The sequence below is a fragment of the Seleniivibrio woodruffii genome (assembly GCF_029267515.1).
GTDB classification, from domain to species: domain Bacteria; phylum Chrysiogenota; class Deferribacteres; order Deferribacterales; family Geovibrionaceae; genus Seleniivibrio; species Seleniivibrio woodruffii_A.
In genome coordinates, this window is the sequence record NZ_JAJUIS010000001.1 from 109786 (window position 1) to 129915 (window position 20130).

Consider the following 20130-nt stretch of genomic DNA (forward strand, 5'->3'; position numbering starts at 1 on the left):
GATTAAAGCAGAGCCTTCTGCTGTATGAGGTTAACTAGAACGCTGTCGTCTATGTGAGCTATGGAACCTTTTTTAAGCTCAAGCCGGAGAGCCTTTCCGCCTGTTATGAATGAAATTACCTCGGAAAGATCCGGCTCGTGCCCGACAACGGCAAGGGGCGAGGCGTGTCGCCAGTCGGATATGGTTTCCAGATAGTCCTTAATCTTAGCACCGGGGTTAAGCCGTTCCCGGATGTCATATTTCACCCCGCATATCTCGGAAACTATGGATGCCGTCTCCACTGAGCGCACAGCGGCAGAGGTTATCACAGCCGCAGGCTTATCGTATATATTAAAGAAACGGGTAAAAGCGCGTTTTGCCCTTACCTTTCCTTTTTCCGTGAGCGGACGGTCGAGGTCTCTGCCTTTGAAAGCCTCTCTCTCCTCCGCGTGTCCGTGGCGTATCAGATAAACTATCATATGAAGCCCCGCATTATCTTAATAATACAAGGATACCAGAGGGGAACGCGTTTCACAAGGACATGGGTGCGTATAAATGTCAGATAAGTGTAAAAGATTAAGCCTGACAGGAAAGTCCGTAGCGGACGTAGCTTCTGAGAGCGATGAGGGCAAGGTCGGCAAATTTTCCGTCGCCGCTGGTCAGCGTTATCTGCTCCATGCTGTTCACGGTGAATTCGGCAACAACGGAGCCTTCCGCATCCTTAACGATGCCTCTTCCGCCTGTGATGCGCACTTTCCAGCCCGCAAATTCAATGTCGCCAGTTTCCAAATTTGAAAAATCCATCCGTCAGCTCCGTGCAATAAACAGAAACGGCGGTCACAAAGACCGCCATTACCGCTTTGCTTTAACACCTTTGCAAAATTCTTACCCGATGGGCAGAACTGTTTTTTTGTATACTTCGTTGAGAACCTGTGCAGCGCCCACATACATTGCAGACAGACCGCAGAGAACGCCTTCAAATCCGGCAAATTTCTTAATGGATGCACTTTCAAACATATCGCCGATGGCAAGCAGCATGAAAAGGATTACAAGCAGGAAGAAAACAACCTGAAGACCTTTGTTCAGCTTGAATGTACCGATGAAGAGAATAAGAGAGAAAAATCCCCACAGGAAAAGGTATGCAGACATAGCCACTGTGTCGGGTTTTTCAAATCCCATCTTGGGCAGGACGATTATGCCCACGAGAGTAAGCCAGAAAAGTCCGTATGATGTAAAGGCAACTGTGCCGAATGTGTTTTTCTTTTTCCACTCCATCATGCCCACTATGATCTGCCCGAGACCGCCGTAGAAGATGCCCATTGCAAGGATACCGCTGTCCAGCGCAAAAAGACCGATGTTGTGCAGGTTAAGAAGAATGGTTGTAAGACCGAATCCCATAAGTCCGAGAGGAGCAGGATTTGCGGTTGTATCTGCGAGAACTGTTTCCGCAATCTGTCCGAGAGCTGCGTCAGTATTCACAGCTTCAACTTTGTTGCTCATATTCTACCTCCAAAGTTATAATGACCGAATCATCAATAAACTCGTATATCTTCCAGTTTATCAACCTTTGCTGATTTCTATATACAAATGCTTTTATAACAATGCAATAAGAATTTATCCTATGTAAACAAGGTTAATTAATTCCACATCATTTAAGAACATAGTTATATTATATTATCATATGCTCTAATATAATTTATATAGGTCATTTAATATATTGTTCAGCATACATTCATCTTTTATGAACCGGAAATATCCTATTAAAATTACATTGTGTTCTATTTTAATTTTTTTATGCTTGATGAACAATTTTAGCCTACTGCTGACAAAATTTGTTATCTACACCCTATATTAAAGGTATTTTACGCATATAATAAATCTGTAAACACTAATGGTTAATAGACACGAACGCGACACTGACAGAAAGCTGTTTCAGCATTAATTCATATGAAATGAGCGGCACATCATACCGTATAAAGCTATTAATAAAAAAATACCAAACTTTGTTTCTTTTATATTAATTTTATAATGACAGGCATGCTCAGTTCTTCACTATAAATGCTATATTTTAAGCGGTTATACAACACATTTATTGTTTATAACAGATTACTATTTATGATTACTTAAAAACCAAATAACATAAGCCGGCTGACTTTTCACGATGAAAAGAGGCATTATTGTTCACCATTTATTACTCACACATGAACGTATGGAGGTAATAAACAGACAAAAAACCGGTTAATGATACTATTAACCTTTATGCAACAAAATACTATATTGATTAAATAGACTGTATTACCAGCTTATTATGCGCTTCCAACAATCATTTTAAATTTAATGATATTTTTCTGAAATAAAAATATTCATTCATTCCAACTATTTCTAAACTTAAACACACAATAGTTAGTTCATGAAACATTATTTATATTGACACCAAAATTAATTTACGAAATAATCTATCCATGAAAACAAACAGAACTTCCGCAGAAACCTCTTTTTTCTTTTTTGGTTTCTTTTGGTGCTCAGCCTCTGAGTAAACCGTGGAGTTCTGCACGACAGGCTTATAAAGGGCTGTGAGGACGAACTCACGGCCCTTTTTTTTGGCTCTAAATCAGTTCGGAAACATATATCGGAGGTATTTTACGATGAAGAAAACGGTAATTACGGTTCTCATGCTTCTTGTCTCGGTATGCGCCTACGCCGAGATAAAGATCGGTGCACTGCTGGCGCTTTCAGGTCCCATATCGAACCTTGGCAAGCCGGGTCAGGAGATCATCGACAGTGTTGTAGCCGAGGCAAACAAAGCAAACATGCTGGGCGACAAGATAACTGTCGTATCATACGACACCCAGTCCATGCCCGACAGAGCGCAGACCTATGCGAAAAAGCTCATCGCCAAGGACAGGGTTGACGTCATAGTCGGTCCAAACGGAACCGGCGAAGCACTGTCTGTCATAGGCGAGGCGATGTCCTCCAAAACGCCGATGATGGCATTCGCCGGAGGAACCTCAGTCGTTACACCCGTCCGCCCCTTCGTTTTCAAATCACCCCAGACAACAACAACAGCTATAGAAAAAGCATTCAATTATCTCAGGAAAAAAGGAATAACCAAAATTGCCGTAGCTGCTGACGCAACAGGTTTCGGTCAGGACGGTCTCGACCAGATTAACAAATTCTCCAAAGGTTTTACTATTACAGGTATAGAGAAATTCAACGCGACAGACAACGACGTCACCACACAGATGTCCAAACTGCTCACAGCGAAGCCTCAGGCAGTTGTAATATGGACAGTGGGCAGAGCCGGAGCAATCGCGGCAAAAAGCCTCCGCGCACTCGACCCCAACATACTTATGGTACAGTCGCACGGTATAGCCGACAATTCATACCTTAAACTGGCAGGTCCCGCCGCAGAAAACACTATCATGCCATCAGTAAAGCTGACAGTGGCATCAAGCATCCCCGCGAAAGATCCGCAGAAAAAAGCAATAGACCTGTTCGTTAAAAAATACGGTAAACTTATTGACGAAACTTCAGTCCACGCAAGCTATGCCTATGACGGCATAAACATAGTTCTCGCCGCGCTGAAAAAATCCAAAGCTGAAAAGATACCCCTTCAGCAGGCAATGGAAAAGATAACCAGATTTGTCGGCGTTACAGGCGTTTACAACATGAGCAAAACCGACCACTGCGGTCTTGACCTCTCTTCAATGGTGATTGTAAGAGTTAAGGACGGCAAATTCGTTCTGGAAGAGATGTAATTTAACTGGAATAACATTACTTAACATATTATAAAAGGTTACGGCTTCCCGCCGTAACCTTTATTTCGGAGGAAGGTATGAAGAAAGTTTTAATAGCCGCATCTGTGCTTCTTCTCAGCATATCTGCATATGCAGAGGTGAAGATAGGTGCGCTGCTTGCGCTTACAGGTCCCATTTCCAACATCGGCAAGCCCTCTCAGGAAATTCTTGAAGGAGTGATAGCCGATGCAAACAAGGCAAATTTCATGGGCGAACCCATCACCCTTGTCACATACGACACACAGGGTATGCCCGACAAAACAATGATGTACGCCAAAAAGCTCATTAACAAGGACAAAGTTGACGTCATAGTGGGTCCCACATCCACAGGCGAGGCAATGTCTGTCATCGGATCCATAATGGAGGCGCAGACCCCCACCATGGGCTTTGTAGGCGGCACCCCCCCTGTTGAGCCTGTCCGTCAGTACATGTTCAAATCACCCCAGAAAACATCCACCGCAGTTGAAAAAACTTTCGGCTACCTGAAAAAAAAGGGATGGACAAGGATAGGCGTTGTTGTTGACGCCACCGGATTCGGTCAGGACGGTCTGGATCAGATAAACAAATACGCATCGGGATTCACCATCACAGGTGTTGAGAAATTCAACATGACCGACACCGATATGACAACACAAATGAAAAAGATCCTGAATACCAAGCCGCAGGCTGTGGTTGTGTGGACAGTCGGCAAGGCGGGTGCAGTAGCCGCCAAGAGCCTCCGTTCTCTGGACAAAAATATTCCGCTCATCCAGTCCCACGGAATTGCAGACTTCGCCTATACGAATCTGGCAGGTACCGCTGCGGAAGGATCTATAATGCCGGCACTTAAAATAGTTGTCGCAAAGCAGCTCCCCGCGACAGACCCCCAGAAAAAGGCGATTGATCTTTTCAACAAACGCTACGGCAAACTCATCAACGAAACATCCGTCCACGCAATCTATGCCTACGACGGCGTTAACCTTATGCTGAACGCCCTGAAACGCGCGAAAAACGAAAAAATAAGCGTTATTCAGGCGCTTGAGACCACAAAGAATTTTGCCGGAGCAACAGGCGTTTACAACATCACAAAAACAGACCACTGCGGACTGGATATGTCGTCGCTGGTCATGGTCAGAATAAAGAACGGTCAGTTTGTTCTGGAAGATATGTAATTAACTGAGACTGCCGCGTCAGCCGTTAACGGCTTCCTCGCAGAGAGTTCCATACGTCTTCGTGAGGAGCATGAGCGACGCGGCGATCTCAATAAAAGCTCCATTTTTTCTTTAAATTCTCATATCATTGGTGTAGTATCTCAATCTGTCATTAATTTTACGGTGATTCAGATGGTAAACGGTTTTTTTCTCGGCAACGAGCTTATCGCTCTCGCCGCTGTTAATTCGGGAGTCAAAAGCGCATACGCATATCCCGGCACCCCTTCAAGCGAAATACTTTCAGCTTTTCAGAAATTCGCACCTGAACGCTATGCCCAGTGGTCGCTGAACGAAAAGATAGCCCTTGAGCTTGCCTCGGGGGAAGCCATATCCGGTTCGTCCACACTCTGCTGCATGAAGATGGTGGGACTGAACGTCGCCGCCGACCCGCTTTTCAGTGTTGCCTACACAGGCGTTGACGGTGCTATGGTGCTTGTTTCGGCAGACGACCCCGGACCCTACAGCAGTCAGACCGAGCAGGACAGCCGCATGTATGCCGTCAGTGCAAGAGTGCCGGTGCTTGACCCCTGCAACCCGCAGGACGCGTACCGCCTCACTATGCTTGCATATCAGATATCAGAAAAATACCGTCTGCCCGTGATGGTCAGACCCGTTATGCGCGTCTGCCACTCCCGCCAGAACTTTATGGCTGACGACTTTTCGGCGATACCGATTCGTGAAACGATTCTCAGCGGAACTTTCCGTAAAGACATGCCGCGCTGGGCGGCGACACCTAAATTCCGCCGCATACTCCACGAAAAGCTGAATAAAAACCTCGATTTTCTCGCTGCGGAAATGGCGCCCAAAATACCTGAAAAACGATACGACATGGCAGTGGTCGCCTCCGGTTATGCCTATGCCATGGCAAAAGACGTAATAGATGAAATGAATCTTCCGTTCGACATAATAAAGGTGGACATGCCCTTCCCTCTGGACAGACAGTTCGTTATAGAGGCGGAGATGGTTTACGATCGCATCGTGGTTCTTGAAGAGACATTTCCCGTTATTGAACATAACTTTACCATAAAGACCGAGGGCAGGCTCACGGGACTTGTTCCCTCCGAAGGGGAACTGACCGCGGATATAATCGCCGACATACTGCTCAAGACAGCGGGCATAACACGCGAAACGGCGAAAGCCGGGATAACCGTCAACGAATCACCCGTCAATCTCAAACCGCGCCTCTGCGCAGGCTGCGGCCACAGACCCGCCTTTTATGCGATGAAGCTGGCGGCTCCCAACGGCATCTTCCCCGGCGACATAGGCTGCTACACCCTCGGCGTTAATCTGAACGCCGTCGATACCTGCATCTGCATGGGAGCATCCATCACCTTTGCAGAAGCCATGAAGCGCTCCAATCCGGACAGACCCGTGATATGCACCATAGGTGATTCCACGTTTTTCCATACCGGCGTTGCGGGACTAACAAACGCAGTTGTGAACAGCGCGCCGATAGTGGTTGCCATACTGGACAATGAAACGACAGCCATGACAGGCTTTCAGCCTGTACCCCACAAGACCGGAAAACTCACAATAGAGCAGGCTTGCGCGGGAGCAGGTGTTAAGCACATAGTAAATGCAGACCCGTACAACATGAAAAAAGGAGTGGAGGCGCTGAAACAGGCGCTGGCATACGCCCACACTGACAACGCACCTGCCGTAGTGATATTCACTAAGGAGTGCGTCACCAAGACCAGATACAAAAACAAAAAGACTGCCGAAATAACCGATGCCTGCACGGACTGCACCATCTGCTATGAAAAGTTTGAGTGTCCGGCGATATACAGGGACAAAGCAAAACGCATGGCAAAAATTGACGAGTCCGCGTGCATTGGCTGCATGGTCTGCATACAGGTCTGTCCGCAGAAGGCCATAGGGGTGAAGAAATGATTCAGGGCGTAATATGCGGAAAAGGCGGACAGGGGGTCATAACCCTTAACGCCATGATAGGCACTCTGGCGGCTAACATGGGAATACCCGCGGTTTCGGCGGAAACACACGGCATGGCAATGCGCGGCGGTTCCGTCGCCACATATATAAAGATTGGCGAATGTCTCAGCGCCGCTGTTGCAGAGGGTGCTGCGGACTTCATCATCAGCCTCACAAAAGACGAGGCGCTTCGAAACATAAACTTCATAAAAAAGGACGGGGTGCTCATTGTTGACACCGACCAGCCCTTCGACTTAACCGGAGTAAAAATATTTTCCCTGCCCGCTTCAGATATAGCTGAAAGGGAGTTCGGCGGCAGAATTTACGGAGGACAGGTGCTTTTAGGCATTTTCCTTGGCTGCTTCGACGGTATTGATACCGCAAAAGCACTTGAGATACTGAAAACCGCACCGAAAATCAGCATCGCCGCCATAGAATACGGAGTCAAATATGCACAAACTCACTGATATACAGCTCCTCAAGCTCGGAACAACTCTACACCACATAAAGAAGGCAAACCCCTTCTATTTTCAGAGATATGAAACGGACCGCGTTACATCATACGAAGACCTTACAAAAATGCCTTTCATTACAAAAGACATACTCCGTCAGGGCTACCCCTTTGCATATGCCTGTGCAGACACTAAAAACTGTATGCGGATGCATATGTCAAGCGGCACCACCGGAAAACCTATCATAAACCCCATGACCGAAGGGGACGTTAACCAGTGGGGCGAGATAATGGCGCGCTGCTACACCACAGCTGGTGTGACCAGCGAAGACACCGTACAGATCACCCCATCTTTCGGGCTTTTCAACGGCGGATTCGGGTTCCATTACGGCGCGGAACGTCTTAAAAGTTTCATAATCCCCATGGGCGCCGGACGCTCAATGCTCCAACTCCAGTTCATTAAAGATCTTGAAACAACGTGCATCTGTGCAATAGCCTCGTATCCTCTTAGGCTTATGGAGGTTGCAAAACAGGAAGGCTTTAACTTTAAAGAGACTAAGCTCCGAGTGGGCATCTTCGGTGCGGAAACATGGACGGACGGTATCCGCAGACGCATCGAACGCGAGATGGGAATTGAGACGTTCGACATCATCGGCATGACGGAGACAGGCGGCGTTGGTCTCGGCATAGACTGTAAGGATCACAGCGGCATACACGTATGGGACGACCACTACATAGTGGAGATTGTTGATCCGGAAACGGGTGAACCCCTCCCGGACGGCGTGGAAGGTGAGATGGTTGTGACAACTCTAACCCGCGAAGGTCTGCCTCTGATACGTTACCGCACGCGCGACATCACAAAAATCATAAGCCGCGAACCCTGTAAATGCGGACTGCACACGGTTAAGATAGCCAGACTCAAAGGCAGAACCGATGACATGCTGAAAGTGAAGGGCGTAAACTTCTACCCCGCACAGATAGAATCCATCCTCATGGAGTTCACAGAAATAGGCGAAGAATACCGCATCATCCTTGACAAGAAAAAGGGCAAGGGCGACGTTACACTCGCTGTTGAGACAAATAAGATAAGCGACGATGCAAAGGACAGGCTGGACACAACTCTGTACGATTTTCTTGGCTTCCGCGTGGACGTGCAGTACCTGAAACCGGGCACTCTGGAGCGCTCCGCAGGCAAGGCCATCAGGGTTGTAGACAACAGATAGTTATTTGTAGGCGCGGGGCAGGTGATATCCGAACCGCAGGGTTATCATCCGTATGCCGAACACCAGAAGTGCGCTTACAGTGGCGTTGACTGAGGAATCTATCCCAATATGGTGCAGAATACAGTAAAGAGCACCGCCGACTATGCAGGCGGAAGCATAGACCTCCCGCGTGAGAACGAACGGAGTTGCGTTGATAAGAACGTCCCGTATCATCCCCCCAAGCGTTCCGGTCATAACACCGAATATCATACTTCCAAGATACCCGACTCCGGCGTGAAGGGCTATGTTTATGCCTATGACGTTGAACACTCCGAGTCCGAGAGCATCCATCCACACAAGCAGATTGTAGGTTTTTTTAACATGGCTGTGGAAAAGAAAAACAACCAGCGCCCCCGCGATGGACAGGAACAGGTAGTTCATATCCTTGAAAAGAAAAGGAGGCACCCTGCCAAGCATGGTATCGCGGATAGTCCCGCCTCCAACTGCCGTAACCACGGCAAGAAAACTCACACCGTACAGGTCGAGATTTTTGCGCACACCCGCCAGAGCACCGCTGACAGCAAATGCAAAAGTTCCCAGAAGGTCCAGAGCGTATAAAAGCGTCATTCATGATCTCCGGTTGCCGCCGCCATAACCATATCGTTTCTGAACATGCGGCAGGCGAGATATGAGGTCAGAATATTGACCGCAAAGATCATATACATTACAACGAGCTGATACACAATAGCTTTCATAGGCGACACACCTGCCATCAGAAGTCCGGCCGCAAGCCCCGGCAGAAGCACTACGCCCAGCGATGCGATATTATTCATAACAGGTGTAACCCCTGCACGCACAGCCGCGACTACAGAATCCTTGGCGGCTGTATCCATAGTCAGCCCCAGAGCGAGCATCCCCTGAATTGAGGACAGGTTAGCCTTACATTCCGCGCGAAGTCTGTCCACGCTGATGCTGTGCGCATTCATGCAGTTGCCCACCACCATTCCGGCAACGGGCAGAACCGCATTCATCTGAACCGGAACAGCACCGCTGAATATCACCGGCAGAAGCCCCAGCATTGAAGGAATATAAATTGAGAGAAAGCCCCGCACAATATGTCCGCTTTCGGTGCGGGAGCGCCCCTTTGCAGTATAGGCAGCAAAAAAAGACATGAACGCCGCAAAATAAATAACGTGCCAGACGTTTTCCAGCCTGAAGATATATTCCAGCACAAGCCCCATAAGAAACATCTGCACAACCGAACGGAGCGCGGCAAAACTTATGCTTCTGTTCATATTCAGCTCAAGTCTGGATGCCGCGAAAACCGTAAAGAGGAAAAAACCCGCAATAGCTATATATGACCCTGTCATAATGCCTTCCATTTGTTAAATTAGTTCACAGATGACAAAATTTCAATATTTGACGAATCTTCAAAACTATGTGTTGAAATTACACAAGATGCACCATATTATTATAGCATATACATTCATTTTTTATCGTGAACCATAATTTCACGCTGATTGGGGCATAAATATGAGTCCTTTTGCACAAAAAACACCGGGGCAAAGGCTTCCGGAAATTTTAATGCTCATACTTCTCTCCGCCGCCGGATATTTCGGCAATATCCTGAGATTCGAAGCGTTCTACAATATCGACTTTCTCTTCGGCAGCATCGCCGCAATATACGCAATAAAACGTTACGGTAAAACCGGTATAATCGTCGCGTTCGTCGCGTCTCTTTACACCTATACTCTCTGGAACCACCCCTACGCAATAATAATATTTACAGCAGAAGCAGCATTTATCGTATTCGCGCGCAGGCACGAAGAAGACGTGATAGTTCTTGATCTTATATTCTGGCTCACTGTCGGAGCTGTGCTTGCGTTCATACTTTACCATTTTGTCATGCAGGTGCCTGTCAAAGCGACTCAGATAATTATTCTCAAACAGAGTGTCAACGGTGTTGCAAACACCCTCTGCGGCTCTCTGTTATACCACGGAACAAACTACTGCCGGAAACTTTTAGGCATCAGTTTCATACGCATTTCCTTCCGTCAGACTTTTTTTAAGATTCTGATTCTTATTGCCGCCATACCCGCACTGCTTTACGTCATAATCGGAGTAAAGATTCAGACCCTTAACCTCACTCAGGAGATGAAAAATAATCTGAATACCATTTATAATACAACGTCAATCGCTCTCAGTTCTCTCACTCAGGACGCGGAAAACAAACTGTCCCTCCTTGCCACAATTGCGGAAAACTCAACGGATAAGCGTATCAACGATGCTATGAAAAGTGTTCTCGTCTCTTCGGAAACATTTATGGGAGTGGGATATCTCGACAACAACGCAATGTCTGTCGCTGTTTTTGTCAAAGACGGTAAAAACGTCATATCATATCCGCCAAAAGATTTCAGCAGCAGAAACATTTATGCGGAAGCAACCGATCCGGACAAAGAGTATGTTTCCGGTCTGCTGCCGAGTAAACTTCAAAACAGACAGAAAAATCTTATTCTGCTTGTAAAACATTTAAAGGATAAGGGCGGATTCGTACAGGGAAGCATCGATTTTAAAGCTGTGGAAAGCGTGATGAATTCGGTATCGAGGGACTCAGGTGTACTTCTCACCCTTACGGACAGAAACGACAATATAATAATAAGCACCGCATCTGAAAATATCAGCGGGAATAAATTCACACTGCCTCCCGCGTATGATGCTTATGATTATGACAAAAGAGGGATTTTCCTTCTCACGCCATGTCCGGCAAAAAACGTTTCCATCATTACCAAATGGAGAAACGCTTTTTACATAAAAAAGGGAACTCTTGGCAATTCGGGGCTTAATCTTACAGCGCAGTTACCCCTTTCAGATCACATAGAAAGGATAAACAACACCGGACTGAACGCGCTGAAAATCATATATATCGTAATGATACTCTGCATACTGGTTGCGCTTCTTATCAGCAGACAGGTTTCCTTTCATCTTGAAAAACTGCGCAAATACTCAAATGAGCTTCCGTTTCTGATACAGTCCGGCAAAAGCCCGCTGGTCGTAAATTCGGTATTCTCGGAAGTCACCGAGCTTTCGGAAAACTTTTCGCATATGGCGTCTATGCTTGCCGCAAAATTCAGTCAGCTTGCCAGACAAAAGTCTGAACTGAATCTTATTCTCGATTCATTGCCGCTGATAATATTTATGAAAGACGTGAACAATAATATTATCACAGGCAACAGGGAGGCAGTCGAAAAGACGGGACTTCCATACCACCTGCTCATAAACAAGAATGTCAAAGACCTGTTTCCGGATCTTGCCGTTGAGGTTTACGAAAACGACGAAAAAGTTATATCCACTAAAAAGCCGCTGCTCGGCGTAATACAGAACTATAAGCTGAAAGATAAAATAATCACCGTTAAGAGCGACAAAATACCAATTCTCGACGAAGCAGGAAACGTTACATCCATCCTTGTCATTTCTCAGGACATAACAGAAGACCTGAAAGCGCACGCCGAAAAACAGAGGATGCTGGAAACCCTTTATCAGCAGGCAAAAATGGCAGAAATGGGCGCAATGACAGCCGCTATAGCCCACCAGTGGAAGCAGCCGCTGAACACCATAGCGCTGATAACACAGCTCATGCAGTCGGATGTTGAAGAGGGACATGTGAATGTGGATTCAATACGCACCTCAACGGATATGATTATGAAAAACGTGGAGTTCATGGCAAACACTGCTTTCGACTTCACAGAGTTTTTTAAAACCGCAAAAGAAAAACAAATGTTCCGCGCCTGCGAAACAATCTCGGACATATACGCACTCATCGAGCCGCAGTTCCGCAAATACAATATCAGCGTCGTCGTGCACAAACACGATCACTTTCTGATATACGGTCTGAAAAACGAGTTTAAGCAGGTATGCCTCAATATCCTTAATAATGCAAAAGACGCACTCATCGAACGTGTTCAGGGTGAAAAACGGATAGACGTTTATTATGAGAATGATCAAAATTACCGGAAAATAATCGTTGAAGACAACGCTGGAGGAATTGCCGAAGATCTCCTGCCAGACAGACTTTTCAATCTTTTCCAAAGCACGAAAGGCGAAAAGGGAACCGGACTGGGACTGTATATCTCAAAATCAATTATCGAAGAACATATGGGCGGCAAGATAACCGCTGAAAACACTGATCATGGAGCAAAATTCACCATATTTCTCCCTATAGATCAGACAATTACAAAGGAGAGATGATATTTTATTATTTGATAAAACCTATATCATCTGCTATAAATACATTGTCTTACCTGTTAAGACTTATTTTATTTATTTATTGGGAGCACAGCCTTGATAGGAACAGTCCGCAGCAATGCTTTTGCGGTTTTTGTCATAGCCACGCTTGGAATACTGGGTTATGTATTTAACAGCAACAAGTTAGAAATATTTTTCAACGTTGACTTCCTTTTCGGAGGATTCTTCACCGTTATAGCTGTCAAACGATACGGCGCAGCAGGCGTCATAGCAGCAGCAATCGCATCGGTGAGCACGTATTTTCTATGGAACCACCCTTACGCAATAATAATTTTCATAGCTGAAGCAGCGGTTCTCGCATATTTCAGCGAAAGAAACGAAGATCTAGTGCTCATAGACATGGCATACTGGCTTACGGCCGGGCTATTTTTCGTCTTTTTCTTTTATTCGGGCATAATGGGTGTCGGACTGAAAAATTCAGCCGTGGTTTACCTGAAACAGAGTATAAACGGTATATTCAACACACTTTTCGCGGTAACTGCAATAAACGTATGGAATCTTGTCTGCAAGGAGATGGGATTAAAGTATGCAAAGGTATCTCTGAAATCCATCATTTTCAGTACAATTCTTTTCATAACGGCGGTTCCGGCTCTTTTTTATATAATAACAAACGTACGCTCCCAGACAGAAGAGATGTCGCACAATATGCAGCTTGAACTGAACGCAATGACAAACGCTGCGGAGCTTTCAACAAACAACGTCCTGAAAAACAGCATTACAAGCATTGAAATGCTTTCCGAAACACTCAAAGACTGCATTAACGACTCAGGGATAAACAGCACGGGTGAAGAACGTATCCTGACTCTTCTCCATTCATCCGATTCTTTTCTGGGACTGGGATTTATAAACAAAGACCGTTTTTCCGCTCCCATTTACACTCTGAACAACGGTGAACTTAAAAGATATTACGGAAGGGACTACAGAGACAGAACCTATTACTCAAAAGCGGAAGAAACTGACAAAACGGTTATTTCCGAGGCAAGAAAAAGTAATCTGCTTAACCTGAACAGCTCTATTCTTATAATCGTAAAGGCTGTCAGAAACGAGCAGGGAGAAATTCTCGGTTATGTGCAGGGCGGAATACAGTTCCGCTCGGTTTACGACCTTTTGTATACCGTAACCAAAGATTCCGGCATATATTTCACTCTTGCCGACAGGAACAGCAAACCGCTGGTCACAACCAATCCCGAATATCAGGGACAATCCGACATACCTATCAAAAGCTCCGACGGAATCATAGAAGATTTCGGCAACGGAATACTGCAGTGGACATCCTCTCCCAGAAACAACACGTCGATCATGACAAGATGGCAGAAGTCATATTACATCAAAACCGTTCAGCTGGATTCCGAAAAATCGCTTTCTCTGACCGCAGAGCTACCCCTTGCCAAATATATCGCTGGTATCGTCAGAATAGGACTCAACGCCCTACTTATCATATACGCAACCATCTTCCTTTCAGTGCTTCTCGCATGGTTCGTAAGCCGGAGAACGGCATTCCACCTCAATAAGCTCTCCGAAAGAACCGCACATATACACGAAAATCTGGAAACTCAAAAATCGGAGGGGTGGCCGAACTCCGTTTTCAGCGAAATAACAGGACTTTCAGAGAATTTCAGGAAAATGGAAGAGGAGCTTACCGGATATTTCAGACAACTGAGCATACAGAAGCAGGAACTTGAGGTTATTCTGGATGCACTGCCGGCAATCATCTTTCTTAAAGACACCAAAAACCATATCACATTCGCAAACAAAACAGCTCTCCGCTTCATTTCGCTCGGAAGAGTGGAAAAAATTCATGTCAGCGACGTTTTCAGATTCGACCACGCAAGATTTTATGCTGATGACAAAAAAGTTATTGAAACAAGAAAACCAGTTCTTAAAATCATTCAGACCTACCCCTTCGAATCAGCCTCCATCACTGTTATTACAGACAAAATACCGCTCTTTAACGAGGACGGCAGCGTTAAGGATATTCTTGTTATCTCAAGGGATATCACAGAAGAACTTAAAGCGCAGGAAGATAAGCAGAAAACTCTGGAAATACTTTATCAGCAGTCAAAAATGGCGGAAATGGGAGCTATGATAGGCGCAATTGCCCACCAGTGGAAACAGCCGCTGAACTCTATAGCCATTATGACCCAGCTCATAGAAGCAGACGCGGAGGACAACACCCTTACACAGGAATCACTGCTTAAAAACACTTCAATGATAATGAACAGCATAAACTTTATGTCCCAGACGGTTAACGACTTCATAGGTTTTTTCAAACAGAACAGAACGAAAGAGCATTTCTTCGCCTGCGAAACCGTACAGGAGGTTTACAGCCTTCTGGACAGACAGTTCACAAAAAACAATATTGAGGTGGTTTTCCACGATCACAGACATTTCGAGGTCTACGGCATAAAAAACGAATTTAAACAGGTATGCCTAAACATTCTGAACAACGCAAAAGAAGCGCTCGCAAACAGCCGTACAGAAAATAAACGCATAGACATTTTCTACGAATTTGACGACCTTATGAACAGGGTGATTATAGAGGATAATGCCGGCGGGATACCGGAAGACCTCCTGCCCGACAAACTCTTCGATATGTTCCAGAGCACAAAAGGGGAAAACGGCACGGGGCTTGGGCTTTACATCTGCAAATCCATAGTCGAACAGCACATGGGCGGGCGCATTGCGGCAGAGAACACTCTCACCGGAGCCAGGTTCACAATCATGCTTCCGAACAATGAAATTACACCCTGACACATACCATTTCCGGCAGTTCATCCATATAAACGCGTAATTTTCCCATTGCGGGTGTATAGTTATACCATACATCCATAATGCCGGAGGGCACACATGCTCGAAAGTTTCGAAAAAACCGAAATAATATCAAAATCACAGTACACCGAAGAGCTTAATAAGCTCCGTACACAACTTATCGACGCCCAATACGAGTTTAAGAAATACAGACGCCCCATGATAGTCATTCTCACAGGATTGGACGGCGCGGGCAAAGGGGAACTCGTAAACTTTATGGCTGACATAATGGATACGCGGCTTATCGAAACTTCAACCTTCTGGCAGGAAACCGACGAAGAGAGGGAAAGACCTTACTATTTCCGCTTCTGGAACGCTATGCCCACTGGCGGAAAGCTCGGCATTTACTTCAACGGATGGTATGAAAAAACCATAAGGCGCGCTCTGGACAACAACGACGATCCGGTTGCTTTTGCAAAAGGACTTGAGGAAGCGGCGGATTTTGAAAAGATGCTGGCGCTGGACGGCACTGTAATCGTTAAGATATGGGCTCACATAACCAAAAAAGAACAGAAAAAACGCCACGAAAAGCTGATAAAAAAGGAAAAACACTCGGAAGAAATTACTAAACGTGCTCTCTGGTACTTCAGTAAATACGAAAAGATAACCGAATGTGCCGAAGCCGCTTATAAGGCGACGCACAACGAGTTTGCTCCATGGGAAGTCATCGACTGCACAGACAGACGCACACGAGAGATACGTTTTCTCAGGATAATTCTGGACAGCATGAACAGAGCGCTCAAAAACACTCTCCCAAAGAGCAGCACCGAAAATCTTTCAAAGCTCACCTTTCCGAACGTTCTGGACAGCCTTAAACAGAGCAGGGAAACAGATCAGAATATATACAGAAAAGAACTGGATGAACTTGTAGAAAATATCAAACCTCTGGCATGGGAAGCATATCAGAAGGGGATAAGCACTATGATCGTTTTCGAAGGATGGGACGCTGCAGGAAAAGGCGGCTGCATAAGAAGACTTCTGCGGGCTTTAGACATGCGCCTTTCGAAAGTAACCTCCATAGCGGCGCCCACATCCGAAGAAATTTCGCGGCACTACCTCTGGCGTTTCTGGCGGCAGGTGCCCCGTGCCGGACACATAGCGATATTCGACAGATCATGGTACGGAAGGGTTCTTGTTGAAAGGCTTGAAAATATAACGCCGCCTTCGGACTGGTTCCGCGGATATTCAGAAATAAACAGTTTTGAAAAACACCTCAGCGACAGAGGAGTCCATCTGCTTAAATTCTTTCTGCATATTACAGATGAAGAACAGCTCGCAAGATTTAAAGAACGGCAGGAAATCCCTTGGAAACAGCATAAAATCACAGACGAGGACTGGCGCAACAGAGAAAAGAACGACCAGTACAGAGACGCCTATAATGAAATGTTTTTCAAAACCAGCACAAAATACGCTCCATGGAACATAATTCCGGCGAACGATAAAAAAGGTGCAAGAATGGAAGTTCTGCGGAATGTTCAGACCAGTCTGAAAAAAATACTGGGAAAATAACGCTTTTTAAACATATGTATATGCTTTTTTCAGACGAATTTTCTGAAAAAACAGTAAAATCAGGCATAATTGTGAATTTTTACATGCAATACTGTTTTGTAATTATATATTGTTCTTATATACAAAACAGAGGTTGCCTGTGAACAGATTAACACACAAACTCAGATATTTACTTGTTATCGCAGCTTTGGCGCTCCTCACCGTGTCGTGCGGCGGCGGAGAATCTGCCGTACAGAACGAAGAGAACACCGGACAGGAAGCATCGTTAACTGAGAACAATACCGAAATAAACACCGGAACAGCCGATATCGAAGGCAGGCTGGATGCTCCGGAATGGGCGTATTCCTATATTTCGCAGACAGCACCGGAAGAAACCGACAGTGAGCGCGGACTCAGAGTCAGCGGAGAGCTTGAAACCATTCTCAGCGGCACAACAGCAAGAAGCACGGGAACTGTTCCGGTAATCATAAGGCTGAAGGACGGCTTCGTTCCGGAAGGGCTCCTTAACTCCAAGCAAAAATCAACACAGCGCACAAGAATTGAGACCGTACAGAATAAATTCATAACCAAATTCCGTGGGAAGGCTAAAGCAGCAAACGCAAACCCCGCAAAGATTGAAGGACTCCCCCTTATTACAATGAACATAAGCAGCGGAGACGCTGCAAATCTTGCCGCAGACAGCTCCGTTTACTCTATCGAAGAGGACAGAGCAAACCGCGTCTCCCTCGCGGAAAGCTCTCCGCTTGTGGAAGCAACGGCGGCATGGAGTTCAGGCTATACAGGAAGCGGGGTTTATATAGCCATTCTTGACACAGGAGTGGATAAAAACCACCCTTTTCTTGCAGGCAGAGTCGCGTCTGAGGCTTGCTATTACGGCGGAAACGGCATGGGTGTTTCGCTCTGTCCCGGAAACGTAACAGCAAGCACCGCAGCGGGATCCGGCGTTGCCGCACCCTCCAGCGTTAAAGGGTATGACCACGGAACACACGTCGCAGGGATAGCAGCCGGAACAAATTCAAGCTATAAAGGTGTCGCTCCGGCAGCGCAGCTCATTTCCGTGCAGGTTTTTACAAATGTCGGCGGTCAGGCTCTTGCATACGACAGCGATATAATAAAAGGTTTACAGAGGGTTCTGGCTCTCAGCTCAACATATAACATAGCATCGGTAAACATGAGCCTCGGCAGCGGAAAATATACTGCGGCGTGTGACACTGCCTCTATGAAAACAGCAATAGACAACCTGCGCTCCGCAGGCATAGCCACGGTGATTGCTGCCGGAAACGAAGCCTACACAAACGCGGTGTCATATCCCGGCTGTATCTCCACCGCCGTAACTGTCGGCTCCACAGCAGACGGTTCAATCGGCACCATTGCAGATACGGTATCGTCCTTCTCAAACAGTGCCTCCATGCTGGATCTTCTTGCACCGGGGCAGTATATCCTTTCATCCGTGCCCGGCACTTCATACGGAAACAAATCAGGCACCTCTATGGCCGCACCACATGTGGCAGGGGCTTTCGCCGTTCTGAAAAGCGCATCCGGCGCATCTGACGCCGACGAGATCGAAAACGCTCTCAAGACCACCGGCAAACAGATTACCGATCCCAGAAACAGTATCGCCAAACCGCGCATACTGGTGAACAAGGCGATATCCTCCCTTGGAACGGGAACCGTTACGGTTGATATAACGCCCTCCGGCACCGGAGCACAATGGCGCATAGGAACAGGAGCATGGAAAAACTCAGGCGAATCGGCAGAGGTCTACCTCGGCACCTATAAAATATCGTTCAGCAGCGTAAGCCATTCGGACATTTCAAAGGTCTGGATAACTCCTGAGACAGTCTCCGTATCCTTTTCAGCGGACGGTGAAAACAAATCTGTTTCGGCCGCATACACAGAAAACACAAGGAACAGCACCCTGAGAGATTTTAATCTCGACAGCAAATCCGATCTTGTTCTGCGCAACATTTCCGACGGAAGTTTTGCAGTACATCTCATACAGGACAAAAAAATCACTTCTTCGGCTAAGATAACCACATCGGCAGGAGCTGTTGTAACCGCATCGGCAGCTCTCTGGGACGTTCCCGGAGCCAGCGACTCAAACGGAGATGGGAAGCCCGACCTGCTTATAAGACATAAAACAAACGGAACTACGGGGCTTTGGACAATGGATGGCCAGATACGAACGGCATCCGGATATATCGTTGCTTACGACGGGAAAAAATCAGTTATGTCATCAACAACATGGGCCGTGGCAGGATTCAGCGATATGAACGGTGACGGAAAATCCGACATAATTTTCAGAAACAAATCAGACGGTTCTTTCTATATAATGATGCTGGATAAAAACGTAATCGTGAAAACAGGTTATGCAAAAAACGCATCAGGAACGACGTTAAAGCCAACATATTCGACATGGGCTGTTGCCGCTGTTGCAGATGTCAACGGAGACAAAAAATCGGATATAATACTGAGAAACGCCTCCGACGGTTCATTCTATATCTATCTTATGAACGGCAGTACCGTCACCGGTTACGGTTATGTTAAAAACGCAAGCGCCGCCACTGTATATATGAAACCATCCGTGTGGCTCACATCCGGTGCAGGCGACACCGACGGCGACGGCAGGGCCGATATCATTCTCAGGAACAAGTCGGACGGTTCACTCTGTGTCATCACCATGAACTCGTTGACTGCTGTTTCGCAGGGGTATGTCAGATACGCATCCACAGGAAAAATCGTTTTACCGTCCTATTCCACATGGAATTTAAGCGACCTGATAGATGTCAACGGAGACGGCAAAACGGATATGGTGTTCAGAAACAAATCCAACGGTAATCTTTACGTTTATACTCTGTCGAATAAAACGGCTCTGTCTGAAGGCTATTTGAAGAACGCATCGGGTACAACGGCGGTTTCGTCCGTTGCCACATGGGCGTCAGTATATTGAAACAAAACAGGCA

Annotated in this window: 14 protein-coding genes; 9 read left to right on the forward strand and 5 right to left on the reverse strand. The window is 46.3% G+C overall.

The window, feature by feature from the left end; all coding sequences use genetic code 11:
- Positions 1 to 2: 2 nt before the first annotated feature.
- The 3 genes from Q7P67_RS00550 to Q7P67_RS00560 all read right to left on the reverse strand — a co-directional run bounded on the left by Q7P67_RS00550 (position 3) and on the right by Q7P67_RS00560 (position 1479).
- The gene (locus Q7P67_RS00550) at positions 3 to 458 is read right to left on the reverse strand and encodes a histidine phosphatase family protein (protein ID WP_303849643.1); all 456 of its coding nucleotides are present in this window, start codon (positions 456 to 458) and stop codon (positions 3 to 5) included.
- Between the two features lie 97 nt (positions 459 to 555).
- Entirely contained in the window at positions 556 to 783 is a 228-nt protein-coding gene (locus tag Q7P67_RS00555) for a hypothetical protein (protein WP_303849645.1), read from the reverse strand.
- Positions 784 to 864: 81 nt separating this feature from the next.
- Positions 865 to 1479 carry an acetate uptake transporter gene (locus Q7P67_RS00560; RefSeq protein ID WP_303849647.1) on the reverse strand — a complete coding sequence of 205 codons (615 nt, stop codon included), beginning with the start codon at positions 1477 to 1479 and terminating at the stop codon, positions 865 to 867.
- Positions 1480 to 2624: 1145 nt separating this feature from the next.
- Between Q7P67_RS00560 and Q7P67_RS00565 the strand changes: the two genes are divergently transcribed.
- The 5 genes from Q7P67_RS00565 to Q7P67_RS00585 all read left to right on the forward strand — a co-directional run bounded on the left by Q7P67_RS00565 (position 2625) and on the right by Q7P67_RS00585 (position 8569).
- The gene (locus tag Q7P67_RS00565) at positions 2625 to 3737 is read left to right on the forward strand and encodes an ABC transporter substrate-binding protein (RefSeq protein ID WP_303849648.1); all 1113 of its coding nucleotides are present in this window, start codon (positions 2625 to 2627) and stop codon (positions 3735 to 3737) included.
- Positions 3738 to 3814: 77 nt separating this feature from the next.
- Complete coding sequence (locus tag Q7P67_RS00570; RefSeq protein ID WP_303849650.1) at positions 3815 to 4927, forward strand: ABC transporter substrate-binding protein; 1113 nt, start codon at positions 3815 to 3817, stop codon at positions 4925 to 4927.
- 171 nt (positions 4928 to 5098) lie between these two features.
- Positions 5099 to 6856, forward strand: a complete 1758-nt coding sequence (locus tag Q7P67_RS00575) for a thiamine pyrophosphate-dependent enzyme (protein WP_303849652.1) — start codon at positions 5099 to 5101, stop codon at positions 6854 to 6856.
- Positions 6853 to 7362, forward strand: coding sequence for a 2-oxoacid:acceptor oxidoreductase family protein (locus tag Q7P67_RS00580; protein ID WP_303849653.1), 510 nt, complete (start codon positions 6853 to 6855; stop codon positions 7360 to 7362). The genes Q7P67_RS00575 and Q7P67_RS00580 overlap by 4 nt, the downstream gene beginning before the upstream one ends.
- Complete coding sequence (locus tag Q7P67_RS00585) at positions 7346 to 8569, forward strand: phenylacetate--CoA ligase family protein (protein ID WP_303849655.1); 1224 nt, start codon at positions 7346 to 7348, stop codon at positions 8567 to 8569. The genes Q7P67_RS00580 and Q7P67_RS00585 overlap by 17 nt, the downstream gene beginning before the upstream one ends.
- Here Q7P67_RS00585 and Q7P67_RS00590 read toward each other — a convergent pair whose 3' ends face one another.
- Positions 8570 to 9175: a trimeric intracellular cation channel family protein gene (locus Q7P67_RS00590; RefSeq protein ID WP_303849656.1), complete on the reverse strand. Its 606-nt coding sequence runs from the start codon at positions 9173 to 9175 to the stop codon at positions 8570 to 8572.
- Complete coding sequence (locus Q7P67_RS00595) at positions 9172 to 9918, reverse strand: ABC transporter permease (RefSeq protein ID WP_303849658.1); 747 nt, start codon at positions 9916 to 9918, stop codon at positions 9172 to 9174. The genes Q7P67_RS00590 and Q7P67_RS00595 overlap by 4 nt, the downstream gene beginning before the upstream one ends.
- 214 nt (positions 9919 to 10132) lie before the next feature.
- Here Q7P67_RS00595 and Q7P67_RS00600 point away from each other — a divergent pair, with 214 nt between their 5' ends.
- The 4 genes from Q7P67_RS00600 (at position 10133) to Q7P67_RS00615 (ending at position 20117) form a co-directional block, all read left to right on the forward strand.
- Entirely contained in the window at positions 10133 to 12793 is a 2661-nt protein-coding gene (locus Q7P67_RS00600) for an ATP-binding protein (protein WP_303849660.1), read from the forward strand.
- A gap of 93 nt (positions 12794 to 12886) precedes the next feature.
- Positions 12887 to 15601 (forward strand): PAS domain-containing sensor histidine kinase, encoded by a 2715-nt coding sequence (locus Q7P67_RS00605; RefSeq protein WP_303849662.1) that lies wholly within the window; start codon positions 12887 to 12889, stop codon positions 15599 to 15601.
- Positions 15602 to 15697: 96 nt separating this feature from the next.
- Complete coding sequence (pap, locus tag Q7P67_RS00610) at positions 15698 to 17167, forward strand: polyphosphate:AMP phosphotransferase (protein ID WP_303849663.1); 1470 nt, start codon at positions 15698 to 15700, stop codon at positions 17165 to 17167.
- A gap of 139 nt (positions 17168 to 17306) precedes the next feature.
- A complete protein-coding gene (locus Q7P67_RS00615; protein WP_303849665.1) occupies positions 17307 to 20117 on the forward strand; it encodes a S8 family serine peptidase in 2811 nt (936 codons plus the stop codon).
- The last annotated feature ends 13 nt before the right edge of the window (positions 20118 to 20130 follow it).

What these genes read in the sequence shown, in the direction of transcription:
- Q7P67_RS00565 (WP_303849648.1), top strand. Translation starts at nt 2,625, where the DNA reads ATGAAGAAAACGGTAATTACGGTTCTCATGCTTCTTGTCTCGGTATGC.
- Q7P67_RS00595 (WP_303849658.1), bottom strand. Translation starts at nt 9,918, where the DNA reads ATGACAGGGTCATATATAGCTATTGCGGGTTTTTTCCTCTTTACGGTT.
- Q7P67_RS00570 (WP_303849650.1), top strand. Translation starts at nt 3,815, where the DNA reads ATGAAGAAAGTTTTAATAGCCGCATCTGTGCTTCTTCTCAGCATATCT.
- Q7P67_RS00585 (WP_303849655.1), top strand. Translation starts at nt 7,346, where the DNA reads ATGCACAAACTCACTGATATACAGCTCCTCAAGCTCGGAACAACTCTA.
- pap (WP_303849663.1), top strand. Translation starts at nt 15,698, where the DNA reads ATGCTCGAAAGTTTCGAAAAAACCGAAATAATATCAAAATCACAGTAC.
- Q7P67_RS00575 (WP_303849652.1), top strand. Translation starts at nt 5,099, where the DNA reads ATGGTAAACGGTTTTTTTCTCGGCAACGAGCTTATCGCTCTCGCCGCT.
- Q7P67_RS00560 (WP_303849647.1), bottom strand. Translation starts at nt 1,479, where the DNA reads ATGAGCAACAAAGTTGAAGCTGTGAATACTGACGCAGCTCTCGGACAG.
- Q7P67_RS00600 (WP_303849660.1), top strand. Translation starts at nt 10,133, where the DNA reads ATGCTCATACTTCTCTCCGCCGCCGGATATTTCGGCAATATCCTGAGA.
- Q7P67_RS00550 (WP_303849643.1), bottom strand. Translation starts at nt 458, where the DNA reads ATGATAGTTTATCTGATACGCCACGGACACGCGGAGGAGAGAGAGGCT.
- Q7P67_RS00555 (WP_303849645.1), bottom strand. Translation starts at nt 783, where the DNA reads ATGGATTTTTCAAATTTGGAAACTGGCGACATTGAATTTGCGGGCTGG.
- Q7P67_RS00590 (WP_303849656.1), bottom strand. Translation starts at nt 9,175, where the DNA reads ATGACGCTTTTATACGCTCTGGACCTTCTGGGAACTTTTGCATTTGCT.
- Q7P67_RS00580 (WP_303849653.1), top strand. Translation starts at nt 6,853, where the DNA reads ATGATTCAGGGCGTAATATGCGGAAAAGGCGGACAGGGGGTCATAACC.